This is a genomic window from Pseudomonas sp. GW821-FHT03A09 (assembly GCF_059421065.1).
Genome location: NZ_JBWKUX010000019.1, coordinates 1 through 17,754, shown reverse-complemented (window position 1 = coordinate 17,754; position 17,754 = coordinate 1). Strand labels below are relative to the sequence as shown.

Genomic DNA, 17,754 nt, shown 5'->3' with positions numbered 1-17,754 from the left:
ATCCATGGCGCGGGGCGGCTAACCCGGCGTCCTGCCGGTTTACCCCCCAAATCCATGCCGAACTCCGGCCAGCGTGTTTAACGGGGCGCCTAAGATCAAAATCAAGATCAAAAACAAAGCCAGAACCAGAGCCAGAGCAGCATCAGATCTGCTTTTCTGTGGGAGCTGGCTTGCCTGCGATGCAGACACCTCGGTGAATCAGGTACACCCAACTGATGCCATCGCAGGCAAGCCAGCTCCCACATTTGACCGAGGTCGACAGCCAGAAACCGGTCGGCTCTAAGGCCGCCGCGCTTTTGCTTTTGATCTGGAGCGCCCCGTTAAACACGCTGGCCGAACGCAGGCTTGAATCCGTGGGCAACCCGGCAGGACGCCGGGTTAGCCGCCCCGCGCCATGGATGGCGCGTGGCGGCGGCCCACGGATTCAAGCCTGCGTTCGGGCACACCGAGCCTAGGCGAGGTGCCGAGTGTTGGGGCGAAGCGTTTTTGGTTACTTTTTGCGCTTTTCAAAAAGTGACCCGCTGTAAGAGCGGAACCAATAGCAGCCGCTACCCAAATAACGGATATGTCCCCAACCCCAAAGCAAAAAAAAACGGGGCAATCACTGATCGCCCCAAACGGTACATCGAGAGGTCCTTCCAAAACCCTTACAAATTGATCTGCCGCCGCTCCTCATCCGTCAACCGCGCCTGCGCCTGTTCACTCAACGGCCCCGCGCCCAACACCTGCACCGGGCTGTTCGGGTTGTAACCGGATGTCTTCTGCCGAGGCTCAGGCTCACGTGGCACTGGCTCAGTGCCAAACCCCAACACCTCCACCGTCACGATTGACGCCCGGCCCTGCTTCGCCGCCGCCTGCTGGCTGCGCGCGGCATCCTCCGCCGCCTGGGACGCCGCCGCTCCTGCCGCACTGGCCGAAGTCATCGCGCCAGTGTTCACCGCCGCCGTCACCGGCACACCGGACGATTTGCCTTGGGTCTGGATGTTCGCCGCGTTGACCACACGCAAGGCGGCGATATTGACGTTACCCGACACCCGAATGCCCGCTTCACCCGCATCGATGGTGCCCAATGGCGCGATCAGGTCGATATCTCCTGCCGGTACCTCCGGGATCGGGTTCAGCGTGGCAATCCCCGCACCGGTACTCGGTACTGCGGGCGACAGGTTCACGTTGCCCCAATTGTCATAGACCCGCCTTGGCGGCGTGTACACCACGGTGGTCTTGGAGCCCCGCCCGGCGTTGATATCGCCCTCAGCAGTCCAGCCCATGATGGAACCACCGAAAGTGGTCATGACGCGACTCTGGCCGAGCAATATGCTGCCCATGGAATACAGCTGGATATCCCCTGCTCCCTGGGTGATCACGCCTGCCGTCGACGGTGGCGCCGCACCTTCAATACCATACGTCTGGCTGCCTCCGGGGGTGAGCATCTGGATCGAACCGCCGAAGTCAGTGTGCACACCCGCACCGCCGAACAGGGTGATATCGCCCTGGTAGGTAATCGGGTTACCTGCCACGTCTTTGCTCGGGAACAGCGCGGCAATCGCCGCCCGGCCCCGCAGGTAGCTGCCTTGACGCACGCCGCCGTCCTGGTTGTATTCACGGCCGGCCGCCTTGAGCTCGGCAAAGTACACATCACGGGCAAATACCCGTTGTTGCTCGGCGGGCAGTGCGGCGTAATAAGCGCGGGCCTGCTCGCTGTCGCCGACAAAACCAAAGCGTTCAGCCAACCACGTGACCAGTTCCTTTTCGTAGGTCTTGGCGACTTTGCCACCTTGGATCGAATCGCTCGGTTGCGCCAAGTTCGCGGGGTTGAGGTAAGTCTCGACGAAACGCAGGTAGTCCGAGCCATTACGGCCCATGCCGGCCTGCATCACGATGCTCGCGCCCGGTCGAGTATCGCCGGGAGCCACTGGACCAATACTGGTCACACTGACCGCATCGCCCATATAGATATTGCGCCCCGCCGTCAGCTCCAGCAGACCAGGACCGGCCACCTGGAAGTTACTGAACAGAATGTCTCGTCCTGCCGACACGATCGAAATGTCGCCGGGATTATTGTGGATGAACAGGTTGCCCGTGGACCTGACGGAATCAATCGAACTGTCAGTGGCACTGCTGACGATATCCCGCCCCGCCATCATCCACACCGGGCCGCGACCTTCGTACCAGGTCAACCCGGCATGTTGCCCAGTGATATTGTTGAAACGGATGACCCGACCACTGTTCACACCCACCAAGTCCCCCGTCAGTGCATAGAAGCGCGACGGCTCGCCATTGCCGTTTGATACTGCCGTAATACTGCCTGGACCAAACGCAAACAACGGCAGGTTCGCGCCCGTGTTACCACTTTCAGACAGGTTGCTGGTCACCACGCGGCCGCCAATCAAACCTTCAAACCCCGGCCGCCCAGGCGTAGCCACCGCACTGAGGTCCGAGCCGGACTGGCTGACGGTCAGGCCACCGGCATAGATGGAGTCGTAGCCGAGCAACTGCAACTGCCCGTCAGGCCCGGGAGCCAACAACAGAGGCGCGGTGTTGAAGCCGTCCAAAGCCGACGAGGCCGCGGACTTGCCGTAGTAAATACTGCCTCCCGCCGCCGTCGCTCGCAGAATCGATGGATAAACCACTGCCAAATCACTCACAGGGCTGTTGGACAATGGCGTCAGGTTGCCCCCCGAGGAAAACAGGTCGATAGCCGTCCGCGCAGTCCATAAGGTGAACCAGCTGGAACCGGTGCCCTGCTGGCCGCCCTGGGTAAATGCTGATGCATTGGGCAACACTACACGCCCAGGGTCTTCGACGTTCTGCACGATCAGGTCACCCAGGGTCTGCACATTGAAGGTGGCATCACCTGGCACCAACGTCATTGCGCCACGGGAAACCCCACGCGTCGATACCATCGGGTCGAAGGCACGGGTTTCACCCGGGCTCTGGTCACGGGCAATGCTGCCATACACCAGATCGAGACTGCCCATCGAGCCGCTACGCACCTGCGCATGCCCACGAATGTCTGCCAGCACACCATTGCTGTGCCCAATACCCGTTTCGCCAAGCGGGTTCAACTGGCCGCCGACGCGCAGTTGCAGATCCCCCCCGCCGGTCAGCAACAGGCTACCGTCGCTGGCCACGCGACCAGTGCTGCCGACCGCAAGCACGAGGCCTTGGGTACGCGGATTCAATGTCGGGTCGGCGGCACCATTGGTGCGCGGTTTCAATAGCCCGGCATCCCCCTCCACATTGACGTTCAGATTACCGCCGCCCAAGGTGCCGAACCCGGTGAAACCCACCAACCGGTCGACCGGGCCATCGGCGGTATAGCTGCCGAAATTAATCCACCAGGCAGTCGGCTGCGGCTGCCCGCCTGTGACCACGTTCCCACTGCCCTGGCGCCATAGCCAGTTGCCGATGGCCGCCGAGTCATTGCCGGCGTCATTAGGGTCGGGGCGCAGGCTCGGTGAAGTGGAGCGGCTGGCAATGTTGCCAGTCAGGTTGCCTGCCACCGCGACCGTCAGATTGCCGCCCGCCTCCGGATACCAGGCGCGGTACAGGTTGTCGGTGGAACCATTGACGAATTTCTCAAAGTAGCTCTGAGGATCATTCAGCACGGTTTTTGTGTTGTTGAGGGCCTTGGGTTGGTTATACGGATCGCCCGACTGGGTCGCAGCAGAGGAAGTACCGGCCGTGTAGACCCCGTACAGGGAGTCCATGCTCAAGTTACCGCCGCTGAGCAACTCCAGGTCACCCGTGCCGGTACGGATCACGCTGAAGCGCGAGCTGGACGGTGTTGCCGCATACTCCTTGCCTGCCTGGGCTTCACAAAAACCCGGCGAATCACTGCAAAAGCCCTCAACGGAAGGGACGTTGTATTGATCGAGGAAACTCTGTTCGATCACCGTACCGGCCTTGACGATAATGCCGCTGTTGGCCAATGACTTCTCGGCCTTTTCGGTCCAGACATAACGGCTCAATACCGCACAGTAACCCGGGTTGTAGCTGCAGAAGTCTTCAATGCTACCCATGCCCAACTCATCGAGCAGTTTCTGGTCGACCGGGTCGCCCACCTTGACCGTGATACCGAGCCCCGCGAGGTCCGCCACCACTTTGGCAGTCCAGGTGAGTACGCCTTTGCTCGGCACTTCCTTGGCAAACATGCCGTAGTGACTGTCGGCTAGGCGCAGGTCACCTGTGCGCGGGTGGGGTTGCAGCAGGCGGCTGTCCGCCGCGTCGGTGTCGGCCCCTGCCACAAGGCGCAATGACCAGGATTGCGAACCCTCGGCAAGCATGGGTGAGATAGCCCACTGCTTGCCCTGACGCCCGGCGATTTCCGGACGCAGTTCTACCGAAGCCACACCGTTTGGCAACTTGACGTCAGTGCCGGCAGGGATCAACGCCCCACGCGGCAGAACCTGGTTGCCATTGAGCCTGACGACGCTGTTCATCAGTGTCCCTTCGTGTACCTGTGGCAGCGGCACGCCTTTGGGCCAGCGCATGCCAAGCAGTTGGGTACCTTGGGTCAACAGGCTTCCTGCATCCAACTGTGTGCCGGCAGCCAGGGTCTTGGCTTCGCTGAGCAAAGTGCCGGCCGCAAACAGAAGGGCGCCCGAGGCGTCGCGTACCGCCGCCGCCAGCACCGTGCCGGCCGGCAGTACCAAGGTCTGATCCAGGATAGCCATCACCGGCAAGCGAGTACCCGCCGCGACCATCAGCCCCCTGATACTCACGTCATAGTTCAACGTCGCACCCGCCGGGAACGCCGTGCCGTCGGCCAGGGTCACGCCGTTGCCTGGCACCACGATATCGCCACCGCTGAAATCCTTGCCGGACAGCAGCACCCAGCCTTTGTCATCCACGGTTTCCGGCGGCGCAGCGAAACCGTCGTTAAGGCTACCGTAGATATTCAGGTCGCCACCGGCACGCAGGGTCAGGCTGCCGGACTCACCGGAACCGTACACCGACGTTTTCTGGGTACGAGAGTTAAGGCTGGCATAGCGATAACCGGACAAGTCGATGTCACCCTGCACCACCAGGTCTCCATCCTGGGTGTTGCTGACGATTTCCACGCCGGGACGCAAGTGGAAGGCGTCGGCATAAGTCGCGTTGTTCAAACCAGCCAATCTGTTTTGCAGCAGGTCATTGTTTTGCAGTGCCGCATTGATGAATGCCGTGCTCAGGGCATGTTTGCCGTCCAGATAGGCTTGATCGATCACTTGGTAAGGGCGGCCGCTCGTCGTGAGGTCTGTTTTCACCGGCGCATCGTCGTAGCGCGCCATACCATTGAGGACGATTGAACGGGCACCTTGAATTGCCAGACGACCGCGAGCGTCGATGTTGACGTCATTGCTGCTGCCATCGGTGTTGATCAACCTTGGCGCATTCAACTCCAGGGTGCCGCGATTACGGCCATCATTGCCCTGTGCCTGTGTGCCGTGACGCAAGTCGATGCGCACACCATCGGCCAGGGTCAGCAGACCATCGCCGGAGCCCAGTACCACCCGCGCGCGGTTCGGTGAGTCGATGATCTTGCCGTAACTGTCCACCCGCAGCTGGCTGCCATGGGCATCCAGTACGGCCGTAGCGTCGAGGTTCAAGCCTTTTTTACCCGCGAGGTTGATACTGCCCACCCGCTCGCCGCTGGCGTCCACCAGGCCCGTGACCCGCAGGCTGCCGTGATCCACCGAGACATTGATCGTAGTGGCCTTGAGGTCATTGCCGATGGTCAGGTCGCCCTGTTTGAGCTGGAAGCTGCGTGCCCCGAACACCTGGCCTTCATTGAGACGCTGGTTGAGGTCGGCGAACGACTGGTTCAGCGCACCACCGCCCCCCAGGCGCTGGGCCTGGATTTCCACTGTACCGGCCAGATAAGGCACGGCAGTGCCCCCGGCGTCGTACGAGCCACTGCTGCTGCCGAGGATCTTGCCCAGCAGGTCGACGTTGCCTGCCGCTGCATCGGTCGCCACGGCACGCAGTGAGCCGGCCTGGTTGTACTGGGCCGACAGGTCAATCGTCGAGCCCGCCGCTTGGTGAATATCACCGTGGCGGCTGTCCAGCAATACATCGCCACCCCAGCCGTATTTCGTCACGTCATTGAACTTGATGCCACGACCGGCGACGTCGATTGAGGCAGCGTCAGTCAACACCACGTCACCCTGAGCACCTAGGCTGACTTTGCCGCTAGGCAGCACCACCGCACTGGCCAGGCGAATGCTTTCGCCTTGCAGGGCCAACTCGGCCCCCTGGCCATCAGCCGTACCACGCGGGCCTGCAGACGACGCCACATCAATCGCGCCGCCAGCAGTGATGCGGTTGACCGAGCCGGCCTCACCGGTCATCAACGGCGTGCGGAGGCTGAGGTTGCCGCCTTTGTACTGAAAACCCTGGACCGGATCGTAATCGCCCTGGCTCTGGTACACCGCCAGACTGCCCCTATGATTGGCGGTTATGCGCTGACTGGCATTCAGGTTGACGTCGGCAAAGCCCAGGACCAGGCGGTCGAAAGTCTTGGTCGTACTGGCCTGGGCAAATTCGCCATAACCGAATTCGATACGGTCGGCATTGACGACCAGGCGTCCGCTACCAGTGCCCGCGCCCCCCGTGATCACAGCACCCGGTCCGTTGGTCGCGCCTTGCCAGATCAAGTTGGCGGTGTGCACGGTAGCCACATCGTTAGTGTCACCGGCACCATAGATCGCCGGAGTCGACAGCATGAGGTTGCTCAGCAGCGATTTGCCGGTCACTGCGTCAAAGGTATCCAATGAGGTGGTGCCATAGAAGTTGAAACTGTCGCGAGCCGACAGCTGCAATGTCTCCAGGGCTGGGGCGCCGGACTGCGTGTCACCGCGTAGCAGACGGTCGAGCAGTGACTGGTTCAGAACCAGGCCAGCCGGCAAGCGCCCGGCTGCGGACATGGTGGCCAGGGCGTCGGCGCTGCCGAGGTTGAAGGTGCTCACCCCCAGATTGAGGTGACGGGTGCCGTAACGCACCTGATCGCCCAGTTCGAAGGTGTTGTCGGTCAATGCCACGATGCTGCCTTCGGAATACAGCCCGGTCTGCCCGCTACAATGGCCGCTGCTGCACACGCCGACCTTGACGCCACCGCTGATCACCCCGCCCGGCTGAACCTGGCCAATGATATTGAGCAAGCCATTGGACACCGCCAGTACGTTGGCGACCTGATAGATATAGCCATCACGGGCGTCATAGCTGGCCTTGCCACGGCCAAGTGTATTGATCGAAGCACCTTGCTCCACCACGATCGACCCCGTGTTGCTGACCAGGAAGACTTCCGGCGCTGCGAGTGTCACACCTTCGCGCAGCGTGACCGTGCTATTGGCGCCATTGAGGCCGCCGGCCAGGCCGATGAAGTTGCCACCTTGGCCATATGTCACCGCTGTCATACCACCAACCATCAATCGCGATGCGCCCAAGGCATTAAGGCTATCGGCGTTGAGGGTAATACCGGCGAAGCCTTTGGTGGCGGGCTGGCCAGCGGCGATCACTTCAATCCCGCCTCGGGCAGCATCAATCACCGCCACTGTACCGCCATAACCGCCCGCAGCAGCGTCAAACCGGCCGTTGCCCTGGAAGGTAAATGCATCCGCCTCACCGCCAGGGCGTATCGCCAGTTTCAACGTCTTGGCATCCGCTTCCAACAAGGGCCGTGGCACACCGAGCCTGGCTGCATCGGCCTTGGCAAACGCGGCATAACTGGTTTCGTTATATTGGGAATAACGGCGCAGGGTATCGGCCGAAGTCAGGATCAACGCGCTGTCGAGGCTGTTGCTGATCCCCGTATGGGCGACGGAAAGACGCCCGGCGGTGGCCCAGGAGCCGTTGCGCATCAACGTGGTCGCGGTGTCACTGCCCGGCCCGCTCAGGCCATTGACCTCAACGCGAAACGCACCGGGCAATAGCGCATACGTGGAAGGCATCAGGGTATAGGTGCCGGCGGGCAACCCTGGCACACCTGCGCCAATGGTGACTTGTTGGCCCACCAGCGGTGCAACGGCGCCGCCCTCCGGTGCCACGGGTGCCGCACCAGGTTGCACACCAGGCACAATGGCGTAAACCGGGTTGGTTGCCAGGCCCGGCAGCACAAACCCACCGTTGGTACCAAACTGCACCAACGGGTTGTAACGAGCATCCGTGGAACCACCGCGTCCGGAAATGAACCCTGCCCCCAATAGTTCCCCTCCACCGGACAAGTCCAGGGCCGCGTCGGGCATCACCGCCACCGACTTGCCTCCCAGGATGACACCGACGCTCAAGTCACTGTTGGTATTGGCCAAGCCACCTTGACCGAGGAATGTCACGCTCTTGCCGTTGTATTTATAGATTTGCCCATCCAGCGTACCGCCATAAGGCAATACCAGACCCTTGCCACTCACCGAGGTCACGCTGCCCGGCAGCAATTGCACGAGGCTACTGCCCATGCTGCCGATATCGATCAACCCGAGGGGCGCCCGCACCACGCCGCCCTGCCGAACCGTGGCGGCCCCCAGTTGCAGCCGCCCGAACGCCGAATAAGGCACGACCGCCTCCGTATTGCCTACGCGACCAATCGTCAACGTACGCAGGGGGTTGAACTCCAGGCCAAAGGCGACTGTGTTCGAATTACCCAGGTAACCCGCAATCACCCGGGCCCCCACTTGCGTGCCGGGGTACAGCTGCGCGGCGCGCAAAGTCATATCGCCTTGGGTGAGCAATTGGGTGTTAACACCTTGCACCACCTGATCGCCCCCCGCGAGAAAGCGCAGATCGCCTTGACTGGTCAGGTTGACCTGGTCGAAACCACGACGCTCAAGCCGGGCCAGGCTGGCGTTTGCCTGACGCAGGCTGCTGTGATTGCCAAACACCACGCTGCCCGCCACATCGATCAGGTTGCCGCTGGCATTGAACTGCGCCTGGGTGGCTCGTTGCGAGGGTTCAGGCAACACCGGCACCGGACGTACATAAAAGTCCCTGCCGGGTTCCTCCGGCGCCAGGATGCCTGCCAGCAACAGGTAAGGTGCGGACACGTTGACGTGCGTGTTGGCGGAGGCACTGTCACGCAAGCCATAGCCACGGCTATACAGGCGCAGGCTCTGCCCCATGTTCAATGTCACATCACCCTCGACGCTCAACAGGCCGTTGCTCAACAGCGCCAGGTTATCGAAGCCACCTGAGCTGACCTGATCCACGCCAAGGCGGCCGTGACCGTACTGCAGGCCGCTGGCCAACACCTGGGGATGACTCGTTTGACCCAGCACGAATTCGCGGACGTTAAGCACAGGGTCCGTGACCAATTCTTTCCTGTAGTAGGGGCTCTCCAACGCCACATTGAGGCTGCCGCCCGCAGCACCAACACCACCCGCCCTGGCGACAAAACTACCGTCCAGGTACAGGCCGTTATTGGACGCCAGGCTGATACTCCCGCCATTGCTGGCTACCTGCATTGCACCCTGCCCCGGCACATTCAGCATGGCTTGAGTACCGGACGCCTCCAGGCGCGCACCGTCGTGTACGACCACAAACAGATCGCTGGCCTTGGCAATGCCAGTCGCCAGGTCGATCTCGCCGCCGAGGCTGATCTTGCCGCCATCGCGCACCAGGCCATAGGTGCGTCCACGGTTGTCCACCGCTGTGGCTGCCCGCGCCGACACATCGATCAGCGCCTGCTCACCCAACCGGATCGACCGGTCGTGGCCGGCGGCATTCACGGCCTCCGACGCGGCCGTCGTCAGGCCACCCAGGCTGACGTTACCGCCCCAGGCGTTGAGCGTGCCGTTCAACGTCAGTTGGCCGACGCTGCGCAGATTGATGCCCTGGCCCGGGTCGACTGAAATCACCGCGCCCTGTCCCACAGTCAAGGCGGTGCTTGCCATCTGTGTGGCAGTGGTGTCCACAGTGCCGGCTGTCAAGCTCAGGCTGGCACCGCGCCGCTGGGTCAACACGCCCTTGGTTGCATCTTCCAGGTATAGCGGTGAAACCCAGCGTTCCAGGGCGATAGCCGGGTCAACGCCACTGGCTGTGGTCGATGCCTGTGCGCCCAAGCGGTAGGTCGGCAGGCTCACATCGACCCGTGTATCGTCAGTGACGAGCAGCCCTTCGTTGCCCGTGATGTCGTAGGCCGAGAACCCCTTGTCGAAGTCATTACCCGCCAGCTTCAAGGTGCCGGCAGCAGTGGCGCCGTCGCCGATCTGGACCTTGCGCGCCTGCAGCGCCAGAGTGCCGCCGCCGGTGACACCGTAGCCGCGAATATCGCCCCCCAAGTCCAACGCACCAAGAGCACTCAAGGTCACGTTGCCGCCCTTGCCGCCGCTGAACTGGCCATCCAGCCCGTAGGCGGCACCGGACGACACATCCACCGCACTGGCATTGGCCAGGCTCACATTGCCTGTGCTGCGCAACGAGACCTTGCCGCCGTTCAGGTAGGGCATACCCGCCGTGCTGGTCGGCGCCAACGGCAAGTTGCTCCAGCGCCCGCTGGCATCCAGCTTGACCCCCGCCGCAACGTCGATCGAACCATTACCTGGCAGGATCACATCGGCAACCGTATTGCCGCCAGCCAGGTTGACCTGGTTAAGCACGTTACCGGCATTGATACTCCCGCCGTGAGCAGTCAGATTGGCGTTGAGCTTGATACCGGGACCATAGAGCGTGATGTCGCCGCCGTCCGCCACGCTAAGCGCAGCATTGACGGTGACTTGCTGTTTGGCGCCTACCTTGAGCGAACCCAACTGGAAGCCATTGAGCTGGTCACTGTCGAGCAATATCTTGCCTTGTCGATCTACCGGCAGCACGGTGGAGAGGTCCAGGCCATTGGCAATATTCTGCGTGCTTGGGCCGATTAGCACTTGGTCGGTGTTGGTGCCCAACGCGTAACGCAAGGTACCGGTGGCCTTGTCATAGACCGGGGTGTATTGCCCGATGATCAATTGCGCCCGCTGGGCCCTGGCCTTCTGGGCTTGCTGGTAGCCATCAAGGTTAATGTTCGGTGCCTGGGTCTGGCGCTCACCCTGGAACACGTCACTGACCAATTGGCCCTCCAGCACCGCGCTGGCCGTGCCAACCACCAGTTTGCCGGCGTCCCGGCCGACGGTATAACCGGCCTCGTAGCGACGTTGCGGAGCAATCAACGGGTTGTAGTAGTAATCGGTACGTCCCCAGCGCGCGCTGGCGTCCTCGAAGCCTTTGTAGAGGCCGGAATAAAGAATATCCCCCGGCGCTTTCGACAGCTCATACAAACGCCCATCGGGACCCTTGAGCCAGGTTTGCTGGACATAACCGGCCTGCACATCCACGGTGCCCCCCGACAGATTGATCTGCGCCCCCTGCTGGGTCACCACATCCTTGCCGGTAAATGTCGCCGTGCCGCCCTGGGCCATCCACTCACCCACCGAGTGGCCTTGCGTGCCGAGGTAGCCCCCGACTTCCAATAAGCCGCCTGCGGTATACCAGCGATCCGTGGCGTAGCCATGAGTGCCCGCCGGTACAAACACCAACTCGCGCAGGTCGACCCACACATCGTTGTTGATCAGTTGCCCGCCTTCACGGTTGACCGGCGCATCGCGCTGCTCGTTGCCCTGCACATTGATCTTGACGGAGTTGGCTTCCATCGCCACCTTCACGCCAACGGCACCGGACACATCAATCGTCGCGCCATCGCGCACCAGACTGCGCTGTCCAGCGCTGACCGCTACCTGGCCGCCGGTGGCCAAGGTGATCGAGCCCTTCTGGAAATCCACGGTACCGCCGCTGACGATTTCGATACGCGACTGATCAGTACGGTCGGCCACGGTGCTCAGGTTGTTGAACTGGCTCGTGATCAGGTTGGCAGCCAGGCCATCGTATTTGGTCAGGCCGGCGTTCTTCTGGCTATCGAATGCCGTGCTGCCACTGGCATCCAGCATAATCGCGGTGGCGCTGCCCTGCCCCAGCGTGACGCTGCCGGTGGTGTCGTTGGCAGCGTTGAGCAGGTGAATCGTGCCACGGGTATCCACCGACGTGCTGGCCAGGGCGACAGCATTTTGCTGCACCTGGTGCCCGGTCAGCGTGATATCGCCGGTGGCGACCATGATCAAACCATTGTTGGTGACCGTGCCCGCCGCGCTGCCGGCCTTCAGGCGGGTTGCCACTTCATTGCCTCGGGTGGTCGAGCGGTCGTTGCCTGCCGTGCCGACACCCTTGCGAATGTAGAAACTGTCACCGGCTGCCAAGGTCGTCTGCCCTTTGGCGGTGATGATCGTACCGGCGTTCTCCACTTCCGCCCCCAGTAGCAAGGCATAGCCACCGGCGTCGGTGGATGTGACCGGGTTGTGGGTCTGGATCAACGCACCGCGCTGAACCTCGACCTTACCCACTGCATCGGTGAAGGTCGGTTGGGTACCGTTGGCATCCACATACAGACCGCGTTGGGTGAACTGCTCATCGGTGATGGTCGCCGCGGCCGCTACCAGGTTACGCACGTTAGTCTGGCTGGAGCCGCCGAACACCACACCATTGCGGTTCATGATCATCACCGTGCCGGTGCCCTTGATCTGGCCCTGGATCTGACTGGGGCGCGCATCGGGGTCGTTGACACGGTTAAGCGCCGCCCAGTTGGCCTGCTGCTGGAAATCCACAGTAGTGTTGCGCCCGACGTTGAAGGTTTCCCAGTTTAGAATCGCCTTGTCGGCGGTCTGCTCGATGGTCACCGTAGTCTGTCCACCCGCCTGGGCCTGGGTCGGGCCCTTGGCATTGGTCCAGCCTTGGCTCAGGCTGTTGTCGACCTGCAGGCCGCCTTTACCCAAACCATCTGGAACATTGGACACCTGTCCAAACGCGGCCTGGCGACCTGCCGCCTGCGCCGCTTGTTGGGCCGCAATGGCCGCGACGCTAGTATTTAGCGTGCTGATGGAGCGCGCCAACTGCTGTTTGACCTGCGCCTGTTGGTTCAACGACGGAATGCCCGGCAGTTGCCCCGCACCGGTACGTGCCGCGGTCGCCGCCTGAGCCGCGCCCTTGTCGGCAAACCAGCCGGAACTGAACGCCGTGGCCGCCTGTGCATTGCCCGCGATCATCAACAAGGCAATGGCATGGGCCAGGGGCTTGAGGCGCAGCACCGTCTGGGCATTTAGGCCTTGGGCTTTCAGGTTAACCGGTGATTTGCAGCGGACCATCGGGAATCATCCTTCTTTGTTATCGCCAGGGGCAAGACAGGCACACGTATGGGAGTTAGGCGGTTGGCGCAGGGCGGGACTGAACTTCTGTCATGCAAAGTTCATAGAGACCGGCTAACAACCTGCACAAACGAAAAATCAGCAACGGCACAAGCCGTTGCTGATCAGGTGTTGCGGGGGTTCAAGCGTTGGGTTACAGCGGACGACCGATGCCGTTGCAAACGTTGGCGTTACCGATGCTCAGTGCACTGGAGGCGGTCAGGAAGTTATCGTTGATCGCGGTTTTCCAGGAAGCTGGCAGTGGCACGAAACGGTTGTTGCGGATGGCGTTATCGTTGTTGGTGAGGGTGCTGTCGCCATAGTGACGAGTGAAGAAGGTACGGACCTGGGAGGTCTGGGTAGCGTCGGCATAGCACTGGCTGAAGATCAGGTTAGTGAAGCCCAGGATCGGGTAGCCAGTCGCTGGGTAAGCGACGACGCTTGGGTCAGCCGGGTTGGCAGCGGCGGCAAACACAGGCACCCAGGCGTTCTGGTTGGCGACGTTGGCGGCAGCCGGAACCGGTACGGCAGCGATGGCAGTGGAAACGTTGGCAGGCGCGGGCGAGACACCGGCTACCTTGGCAACCTTGGTGGCATCATCCAGACCGGCCAAAGTGGTGGCGGCGTAATCCGGGCTCATGTAGGTGATAGCGCCATCCTGGGCGTTCAGCGTATCCATGACGGCCTGGCTACCAGCCGCCGACAACGCGCCCGAAGGTACACCACCGCCGTAGCTGGAGGAGAACGTCGTGGTCACTGCGAAAGGCAGTGCTTCGGCACACTTGGCATTGAGGAAGCGAGTGAACAACTCAGTGGTGCCGCTCGATTCGCTGCGGTAAACGACCTTGATGGTGCCAGTACGACCTGAACCAGCAATCTGGCTCCAGTCAGTCAGGCGGCCAGAGAACACACCACACAGTTGGTTGACGCTCAGATCGACGGCAGCAGCGCCCGCCTTATTAAACGGAATAGCAACCGAAGTGGCGACCGACGGCACTTGGATCAACTTGCCCCAGCCTGGCTGGTTGTAGGTCTGGTAGTCCTGCAGCTCAGTCGCGGTCAGCTTGGAGTCGCTACCGGCCCAGTGCACGCTCTTGTTTTTAACGCCGGCCACGAACTGGCTGTAATCGTTGTTCATGAAAGCCAGTTTGCCTTTGCCACTGCCCACACCGATGTACGGGGCAAAACCGGCAGTCAGCACGCCAGCAGTCTGGTACAGAGGTTGTGGCAGGGTCGCTCCGCCGCCGTTGATGTCAGCCAGTGCAGCCTGTGCCGAGCACAGTGCAGCGAGGGTCATGGATACCGCGAGAACGTTGCGCTTAAACATGAAGAAGCTCCTTTCATCGTGTTTGTACGTTGAGGGGTAGATGGCTCTTGCATGACGCCATGGCTTCGATCCCAAGCCGTGTACCGGGGGTGGCGAGGGCTGAGGCCATGGGTAAGAAATTTCGCAGCATCCGATGACAGCAAAAGGAAAAAACCTCGGGAGGAAGCGCTTGATTTTGCAAAAGATTCTCGGGTGTTTCGGTCATGTTTTTGAGCGGTTTGGGCGTAGGTGACAGCGGGGTTTCAGTGCGTTTTTTCTGGACGCGGCGTGGGCTGTGTCGAAAGGCTTCGGATATGACGGAATGAGGAACCCGAGGTTGGGGGGCAGCCGTCGGGAATTCATAAGATGCTGTCCAATAAACATCATTCCAAATGTGGGAGCTGGCTTGCCTGCGATGATGGGGTTTCAGACAGCCCCTTTGCCACTGACCCACCGCCATCGCGGGCAAGCCCGCTCCCACATTTTTGATTTGTGTTTCTTCAGTGGTTAGGTCACCAGTTGGTTGATCTCGATGATCGGCAACAACACCGCCATCACAATCACCAGCACCACCGCGCCCATCACCACGATCATCAGCGGCTCCAGCAATGCCGTCATGCCCATGGCGCGGCGTTCGATATCCCGGGACAGGGTCTGCGCCGCACGCTCGAGCATCGGCGGCAGCGAGCCGGTTTTTTCGCCACTGGCGATCAGGTGGATCAACACCGGTGGGAAGACTTTTTCCAACGCCAGCGCCGGCGCCAGGTTCACGCCTTCGCGCACCTTCGCGGTGGCTTCGTTGACGCACTGGCTCAGGCGATCATTCGACAAGGTCTGGCGCGCCGCCTCAAGGGCTCGTAGCAACGGCACGCCGGCCCCCCCGAGGATCGCCAGGGTCGAGGCGAACCGCGCGGTGTTCAGGCCCAGCACGAAGCGCCCAATCAGCGGCAGGCGCAGCACCCGGCTGTGCCAGCTCAGCCGCGCCACGGGGTTGCGCAGGTACAGGCGCCACCCCCAGAAACCGCCGACGATCCCGGCAAAGCACAACCAGCCCCAGGCGCGGATAAAGTCGCTGGCATTGAGCATCGCCAGGGTCAGCCCCGGCAGGTCCTGGCGTGCCTGGGAGAATGCGCTGACCACTTGGGGCACCACGTAGCTCAACAGGAAAATCACGATGCCAATGGACACCAGGCCGACCACGCCCGGGTAGATAAACGCGGTCATGATCTTGCCACGCAGGTTGTTGCGTTCCTCGATGTAGTCGGCCAAACGCTCCATCACCTGGGCCAGATCGCCGGACTCCTCCCCCGCCGCGATCAACGCACGGTAGATCGACGGAAAATCCCGAGGCCGCGCCGCCAGGGCATCGGCCAGGCGCATACCACCACGTACATCGGCGCGCACTGCGGCCAGGGTCTGGGCGATATGTTTTTTCTCGGCCTGCTCCACCGTTGCGCTCAGCGCTGCTTCCAACGGCAGGCTGGCGCCCAGCAGGCTGGCCAACTGACGCGTGGCCCAGGCCAGGTCGTTATCCGATAGTTTGGCGCTGAACAGGCTGCTGCTTGCCGCCGTTTGCTGATTGCCTTCGATCTGCACCAGCAACGCGGTCAAGCCTCGACCTCGCAAAGTGGCAAACGCAGCGCTTTGGCTATCAGCCTCCACGTGCCCGGCTTCGACCTTGCCGCTGGCATCGGCGGCTTCATAGCGATAGCGATTCATCAGGCGTCCCGTGTCACACGCAGGATTTCTTCGGGCGCGGTGGTACCACTGCGTACCCAACGCTCACCGTCTTCACGCATGCTGAACATCCCGGCGCGGCGGGCGGCCAGGCGCAAATCCTGCTCGCCTGCGCCCTGGTGGATCAGGCTGCGTACGTCGTCGTCGACGCAAAACAACTCATGGATACCGGTACGTCCGCTGTAGCCGATCTGATTGCACTGCGCGCACCCCACCGGGCGCCAGGTGCCAGGTGCGGCCGGATCTTCCTGCTTGCAATGGGGGCACAGGCGACGCACCAGGCGTTGCGCTAACACACCCAGTAAGGAAGACGCCAACAGGAACGGTTCCACGCCCATGTCGATCAAGCGGTTGACCGCCGACACCGCATCGTTGGTGTGCAAGGTGGCGAGTACCAAGTGGCCGGTGAGCGAAGCTTGCACGGCAATTTGCGCGGTCTCCAGGTCACGGATTTCACCAATCATGATGATGTCCGGGTCTTGGCGAAGAATCGCACGCAAGGCCAGGGCGAAAGTCATGTCGATCTTGGCATTGACCTGAATCTGGCTGATGCCCGGCAAGTCGTATTCCACCGGATCTTCCACGGTCAGGATATTGCTGGTGCTCGCGTCCAGCCGCGCCAGCGCGGCATAGAGACTGGTGGTCTTGCCGCTGCCAGTGGGTCCGGTGACCAGCACGATGCCGTGGGGCTGGCGGATCAACGTGTCGAGGCGCGCCAGCAGCTGCGGCTCCATGCCCAGGGTTTCCAGTTGCAAACGCCCGGCCTGCTTGTCGAGCAGGCGCATCACTACCCGCTCGCCATGCCCGGTGGGCACCGTCGACACGCGAATATCGATCGGGCGCCCGGCCACACGCAAGGCGATGCGGCCATCCTGGGGCAAGCGTTTTTCGGCGATATCCAACTGAGCCATGATCTTGATCCGCGACACCAGCGCGCCATGCAGCGCCTTGCGCGGCGACACCACGTCGCGCAGGGTGCCGTCGACGCGGTAGCGCACCACGGAATGGGTTTCGTAGGGTTCGATATGGATATCACTGGCTTCGTCCCGGGCGGCCTGGGTGAGCAAGGCGTTGATCATGCGGATCACCGGCGCGCCGTCCTGGGTGTCGAGCAGGTCGGTGATCTCGGGCATGTCTTGCATCAGGCGGTCCAGGTCCACCTCGTTTTCAGCGGCACCGACCACGGCCGCGGCGCTGCCGGTGTCGGCGTAGGCGCTGGTGAGCAGGCCGTCGAGTTCGTCGTCGCGGACTTGTTCGAGATGGGCTTGGCCGAATTGGCGGTGGACTTCACTGATGGACCAGCCGGGGGTTGAGGGGCAGATGGTCAGGAGCATGCCTTGCTCGCTGGGGCGCAGGAGGATGCGTTGGGATTTGGCCCAGGCGTAGGGGAGTAGGCTCATGGTTTTGGCCCTTTTTTACGGGGTACATATCCGTTTTTTTGGTGAAGGCTGATATCGGTTCCGCTCTTACAGCGGCTCACTTTTGAAAAGCGCAAAAGTAAGCAAAACGCTCTTGCCCCAACACTCGGCACCT

Annotated in this window: 4 protein-coding genes; all 4 read right to left on the bottom strand. The window is 61.8% G+C overall.

Translation table 11 applies throughout. From position 1 onward, the window contains the following. Positions 1-647 precede the first annotated feature (647 nt). Positions 648-13,139, bottom strand: coding sequence for a filamentous hemagglutinin family protein (locus AC07V4_RS25345; RefSeq protein WP_492637991.1), 12,492 nt, complete (start codon positions 13,137-13,139; stop codon positions 648-650). Between the two features lie 193 nt (positions 13,140-13,332). After that, a complete protein-coding gene (locus AC07V4_RS25340) occupies positions 13,333-14,505 on the bottom strand; it encodes a substrate-binding domain-containing protein (protein ID WP_492637992.1) in 1,173 nt (390 codons plus the stop codon). Between the two features lie 486 nt (positions 14,506-14,991). Then, on the bottom strand, positions 14,992-16,203 hold the full coding sequence (gspF, locus tag AC07V4_RS25335) for a type II secretion system inner membrane protein GspF (protein ID WP_492637993.1): 1,212 nt from the start codon (positions 16,201-16,203) through the stop codon (positions 14,992-14,994). Continuing rightward, positions 16,203-17,621, bottom strand: a complete 1,419-nt coding sequence (gspE, locus tag AC07V4_RS25330) for a type II secretion system ATPase GspE (protein WP_492637994.1) — start codon at positions 17,619-17,621, stop codon at positions 16,203-16,205. Before gspE ends, gspF begins: the two co-directional genes overlap by 1 nt. Positions 17,622-17,754: the final 133 nt, after the last annotated feature.